Source organism: Bacteroidota bacterium, from assembly GCA_036522515.1.
Classification (GTDB): Bacteria; Bacteroidota; Ignavibacteria; order UBA10030; family SZUA-254; genus VBOC01.
In genome coordinates this window covers 1-5,172 of sequence record DATDFQ010000012.1, presented here as the reverse complement: position 1 = coordinate 5,172, position 5,172 = coordinate 1, and the positions used below count along the sequence as shown (strand labels likewise).

The 5,172-nt window shown below is 57.8% G+C and carries 6 protein-coding genes; 2 read left to right on the top strand and 4 right to left on the bottom strand.

Annotation, left to right across the window (positions count from 1 at the left end):
• Nucleotides 1–189 (top strand): T9SS type A sorting domain-containing protein (locus tag VI215_01310; protein ID HEY6190944.1); only part of this gene is annotated, 189 nt, incomplete at its 5' end.
• On the opposite strand, the gene VI215_01305 is transcribed toward VI215_01310, so the two are convergent.
• Genes VI215_01305 through VI215_01295 form a run of 3 tightly spaced genes read right to left on the bottom strand, consistent with a single transcriptional unit; the run spans nucleotide 158 to nucleotide 3,161 of the window.
• Complete coding sequence (locus VI215_01305; GenBank protein HEY6190943.1) at nucleotides 158–1,042, bottom strand: metal ABC transporter permease; 885 nt, start codon at nucleotides 1,040–1,042, stop codon at nucleotides 158–160. The two genes, VI215_01310 and VI215_01305, sit on opposite strands and share 32 nt — an antisense overlap.
• A 27-nt stretch (nucleotides 1,043–1,069) precedes the next feature.
• Entirely contained in the window at nucleotides 1,070–1,993 is a 924-nt protein-coding gene (locus VI215_01300; GenBank protein HEY6190942.1) for a metal ABC transporter substrate-binding protein, read from the bottom strand.
• Nucleotides 1,994–2,018: 25 nt separating this feature from the next.
• On the bottom strand, nucleotides 2,019–3,161 hold the full coding sequence (locus VI215_01295) for a hypothetical protein (protein HEY6190941.1): 1,143 nt from the start codon (nucleotides 3,159–3,161) through the stop codon (nucleotides 2,019–2,021).
• Nucleotides 3,162–3,351: 190 nt separating this feature from the next.
• Here VI215_01295 and VI215_01290 point away from each other — a divergent pair, with 190 nt between their 5' ends.
• Complete coding sequence (locus tag VI215_01290; GenBank protein ID HEY6190940.1) at nucleotides 3,352–3,561, top strand: hypothetical protein; 210 nt, start codon at nucleotides 3,352–3,354, stop codon at nucleotides 3,559–3,561.
• A 192-nt stretch (nucleotides 3,562–3,753) separates the two neighbouring features.
• Here the strand turns inward: VI215_01290 and VI215_01285 are convergent.
• Nucleotides 3,754–5,172: TonB-dependent receptor (locus VI215_01285; GenBank protein ID HEY6190939.1), on the bottom strand; the 1,419-nt coding region annotated here is incomplete at its 5' end.

The window sequence follows — 5,172 nt, the reverse complement described above, 5'->3', positions numbered from 1 at the left end:
GAGCACGTCCGCGTGACGGTCTATGACATGCTCGGTCGCGAGATTTCAACCATAGTGGACCGGATGCAGGATCCGGGAACACATGCGGCGCAATTCGACGCCGGAACTCTCTCCACCGGCGTCTACTTCTACCGCGTCTGGACGTCCGGAGGCGACGTCACCTCGAAGAAGATGGTCGTGATTCGCTGACCGGTTCGGGCGCGGCCGTGCCGTGCCCTCTTCTTCCGCCCGGGGGGCCCTTGATGATCCTGACGAGCGCCACCGCCGCGAAAATCATTCCGAGCACCGCAACGACCGAGGAGCCTGCCGGAAAATCGAAATTTACCGCGAACATCAATCCTGCCCCTCCCCCCGCCACGCTGATCAGAAGCGCGATGAGCACCACCGACCAATTGGACCTTCCGAGCATGATCGCCGAAACAGAAGGGATGATGAGATAGGAAAAGACCGGGATGACCCCGCCGGCCCGGACTGCGAGAACGATTGAGAGGCCGATGGAGAGATAGAACAGGAAATTCCACGGATTAAAGAGCAGCGCCTTCTCACTCTGGCCGTTCTCGAACGACTCGGTGAGCGCGAAGAATTTCTTGTGGAATACGGCCTGGACCAGCCCGATGGCGCCGAAGACGATCGCCATGTTCCGGAGGCTCTCGCCGGTCACCGTGAAGAGGCTCCCGAAGAGAACCTCGGAGATATCCGATTCTCCGTGCGGGGTTTTCGCGATGAAGAGGACGGTTGCGGCCGAGGCGACCGCATAGATGATGCCGATGATCGCCTCCTGCTTCAAACGCTTGTCCCTGATGTTGATGAAGGAGAGGAAAAAGGCCCCCGCCATCGTAAAGATGACCGAGACAAGCGTCGAATCCTTTTCGATGAACCCCGCGAAGGCCACCCCGAGCATGGAGATCTGCCCGAGGGCGAGATCGACGAAGACGATCCCCCGGCCGACGACGTGGACTCCGAGATAGGAGAGCAACAACCCCATCACGAGGCTCACTTCCAGGGCGCTGAGGACAAAGTCATGATGAAACATTTCGAACATGGTTTCTCCCTTCTTGATCTGCTGGGTTTACCTGGTGACCGGTTGTTTGAGCGCATCCACGAGCTTGTTGACGTTGTTTTCGAACACATCGAAATAATCCCTGATATCGTCCTCCGCACCCACGGACGTCGCAAGCACGACGACCTTCGCGCCCGTCTGCCGGCCGACCAGGTCCGCGGATTCGGTTGTGAAATAGGGTGAGGAGATGATCACCCGGATGTTGTCCCGCTTGATCTCGCCGATGACCTTGAGCAACTGGTTGGGCGTCGGGGGGATGCCCGGCTTCGGTTCGAGAAAATCGACAATCTGGAGCCCGAAGCGCTGCTCGAAGTAGACCCATTCGTTGTGATAGGCGATGATCTTGGTGCCCTTGTAGGGGGCCATCTTTGCCGCCCATTCTTTCATCTTCAGATCGATCTTCCCGTCGAACCGGTTCAGGTTTTCCTGGAAGATTGCCTTGTTCTCCGGGGAGACCCTCGCCAGTCCCTCGAAGATATTCCGGGCGATCTGCTTGCCGCGGACAGGATCGATCCAGAAGTGAGGATTCCCGTAGATATGGATATCCCCCTCCGCCCGGTTGACGCTCGAAGGAACCTGAAGAAGGGGAACATTCTCGGAGACGTCGACGTACCCTTCGCTCCCTTTCTGGATCTTCACGTTGCGGGCGCTGTTCAGGAGGGGAGGGACCCATCCGACCTCAAGATCAAGCCCGACCGTCACGAAGAGGTCCGCCTTCGAGAGCTTGAGGATGTAGCTCGGTTTGGGATCAACGAAATGCGGGTTCTGAAATCCGGTCGCGATCGCAAACGCGTCGACCTTATCGCCGCCGATCGCCTCGGCGATGCTTTTCAAGTCCGTCAGTGTTGTTACGACCCTTATCTTTTGATCCGCATGCAGGGGCATCGCCCAGGCGATGAAGATCGCAAGGAGGGAAAGAACTCTCTGTTTCATACGTCAACCTTTTCGATGGTGATGATCAATAAGCGTGGGCCCCATGCGATCCGATGACGAAGATCCATCGGAGCATGGCTTGCTGGTACTGGTCCTGAAAATTGCTCGTCGTTGTTCTTGCCTCCAGCTCGATTTTCTGGAATTCCGTGGCATACCACCCGAGCGACGCCGAATAGGCGCGCTCGACGAGCTGGGAGGAGTACGGGAAGTTTGTATAGTCGAACCGTCCGGTCAAGAACCACCGTTTCTCGATCTGGTAGGTGATGAAGGAATACATCCCCCATGAGTTCACGTCCACGTCGGGGGCGACCTTCGCCTTGCTGAAATAGGCCTCGCTCTGCCAGACGAACGACTGGTAGGTGTTGAACTGGAGAGGCTTCCATTTGTACGTCAGATCGAGCGCCCCGATCGTCGTGGAGAACGAGGAATCGTTCGGGCCCGTAAGCCCGGAAACACCCAGCTCGAGCGTGGAGTTCTGCGACAGGTCCCAGAAGTTTTTCAGATGGAGTAGGTAGAGGTACTTGTCGGCTCCGCTTCTGGAGAAGCTGGGATTGTCGACGGGCCCGTCGGTTACCTCGAGCGTGAGCTCCTGGTAGAAGTCGAGGGGGTTCGGAACGAGCCAGCTGAGAGAGAAGCCCTCGTCGTTCAGCCCGTCCGGGCCGAAATAGTTCTCATAGGCAAGGGGCACGTCGATGAAGGGAAGCGCGTGGGGGTGAACCGGGTTGATTCTCCCGAGGCTCATACGGAATTTTCCCGCCTTGAGCTGTAGTCCCGCCGGGAGGTCGAGCGTGGTCAGGTACGCCTCCTCCAGATCGGCCTCAAACTTGCCCGTCGACCGGTCTTTGGCCAGGGAAAGAAAGAAATCGGCGCGGGCGTACGGATCGACAAACGACTGGAAGGAAAACTCCCCTTCGTTGAAGAAGAGATCATAGTTTCTCCCCGTCCCGCTATGGTACGCGCCCTGAAAATCGCCGATCGCGCTCATATTGGGGTTCGTCGATATCCCGCTGCGCACCTGGGCCTGAGGAGGCGCCGTTTGGGCGGGAGGCTGCATCTGCTGCTCCAGTTGTTTCAGGAGAAGCGAATCAGCGGCGGTGCTGTCGGCCTGGGAGAAGGCCGGAGAGACCGCGGCCACGGTGAAAAGGGAAACAAGGATGATGTTCCACATAGAGCTTGACCATACGTTGTGTTCGAGGACGCCGGATCGGCTCCGGCGGCTGAATTAACAAACCGTATGGTCCCGCGGTGGCGCGCGGTCGAGGCAGGGGGAGTGGCGAAGGGAGAGTAAGCCTGTTTCGCCCTTATGGCAGGGCGTTTCGAACAGGGTGTGGATCGCGAGGAAGACCACCGAAGGCGTGATGAAAGAAACAGAAGAAACAATCCTCGCACAGAGGGAGCAGGAAATCGGGTTCTCATCGGTGGAGCGGTTCTTCTCGAAAGGCGCAACTGCCGTCGGTCCCGCCGCGGCACTCATGGAGTGCCAGTGCGCGACGGTGAGGACCGGAATCGTGCCGCAAAAGCTCAGCAGCACGAGCGAGGCGAGAATCCTTTTGGCCATGTTCCTATAGATCACGGTCTGTAAATATACAGTTTTTTCGCCCTACACGCAATGTAGGGTACTGGCTCAATTTCATCGAGTATGTCATCCTGAGGGAGCGTAGCGACCGAAGGATCTCGTCTTTCCGATCTGCGAGATCCTTCGCTTCACTCAGGATGACAAAATGAGACTCTGCCATCCGCCCGCATTTGCTTGCCCCGCACTAGAGATGAAGGGCGAGCTTTAGAACGACATTTCGCCTCTCACCGTACGCCGCCCCGCTGAAATACGCGCCTTTCAGCAGGTAGTCACTGTCGAAAATGTTCGTGACATACAACGAAGGTTCCAGGGTCGCCGAGCCCTCGAGGCGAATGGTGTATCCGAAGGCAAGATTCAGCGTGGTGTAGGGAGGTGTGTGCGCATCGGGATTGAAGTCGAACAGTCCGGTCCCGAACGCGCCACCGCCCGGGTTGCCGTTGGTCAGGCCCGAGCCATGGATTGCTGTTGCGTTGATAAACCAGTCGGAGGGCTGGTAATTGAGGCTTCCGACGATTGAGAGCCGTTGATCGTGATCCAGATCGGTCGCCTCGCCGGCGTCGTCCTGGGGCAGGAAACCGCCGGTGATCGCACCGGACCCGTACGCATGGGTGAGAGCTACATTGAGGTACCCTGTGACCGGCGTTGAGGGACTGCTGTAGGAAAGTCCCGCTTCGAGGCCGCTCGTTTTGACATGTTCGATATTCACGGGTGTTTTTACTGCGCTCGAACCGATTGTCTGGTCGTCGACACCGGGCCCGGCTTCCTTATGGTAGGCCGCGAGCTTGCACTTGAGTCCGAAGGTGAACGAATGCGAATAGACGGCCTCATAGAAATCATCTCTCTCCGGAAGGGTCGGAAGACCGTCCCCGGTCACGTTGGACGCAAGGAGCCTGATCCCCTCGATGTTATTCGGCATGAACAGCCTTCCGTAGTAGAGGTAGGCGGTGTTCGCCTCATCGATGAGGAAATTCACACGAACGCGCGGGCTGACCTGTGTCTGGAGCTCCGCATCGGGCGCCACATGCTGGTCGTACCGGACCCCGGCATCCAGGCGCGTCCACTCGAAGGGGTGCCATTCGGCCTGCCCGAAGATTCCGAAATCCGAGCCCGCATAATCAACCCTCACGGACGGGCCGGGACTGCCGGCGCTGTCCCGCGAAGTGAAATGTTCCGTTCCGGTCGTCGCCGTAACGGTAAGGCCCCCCTTGAACATGATCTGATGCGACAGGCGAATATCGTACTTGGTGATCAAACCGAGAGATGAGAACGAACGATCTTCGGTCAGCGCGTAGAGGATGCTATCGCCTGAAAACTGAAAGGAGGCGGGGCTCGCCGGCCCGGGCGTATAGAGAAGGCCCCCCTGACGTGCCAGAAGCCCCGCAAAAAAATTGCTCTCTCTGTCCGGGTCGGTGGAGAGCGTATGATAGAACGACACGGTTTGAAACGAGTTATTTGTCTCCTGCGCGTCCGGAGAAAACCCCTGCTCGTTGATGTCGAACGGCACCTGCGTATTTGTGCTCCCCCAATTCAGGTTTGCCGTCAGATAGTTCTTCGCGTCGAAGAGATAGTCGAATTTGCCGTAGAGAAAAAAGTCCTTTCCTTC

Bases quoted from the DNA above. Each gene is read 5' to 3' on its own strand.
- VI215_01290 (HEY6190940.1), top strand. From the start codon at position 3,352: ATGAAAGAAACAGAAGAAACAATCCTCGCACAGAGGGAGCAGGAAATC.
- VI215_01305 (HEY6190943.1), bottom strand. From the start codon at position 1,042: ATGTTCGAAATGTTTCATCATGACTTTGTCCTCAGCGCCCTGGAAGTG.
- VI215_01295 (HEY6190941.1), bottom strand. From the start codon at position 3,161: ATGTGGAACATCATCCTTGTTTCCCTTTTCACCGTGGCCGCGGTCTCT.
- VI215_01300 (HEY6190942.1), bottom strand. From the start codon at position 1,993: ATGAAACAGAGAGTTCTTTCCCTCCTTGCGATCTTCATCGCCTGGGCG.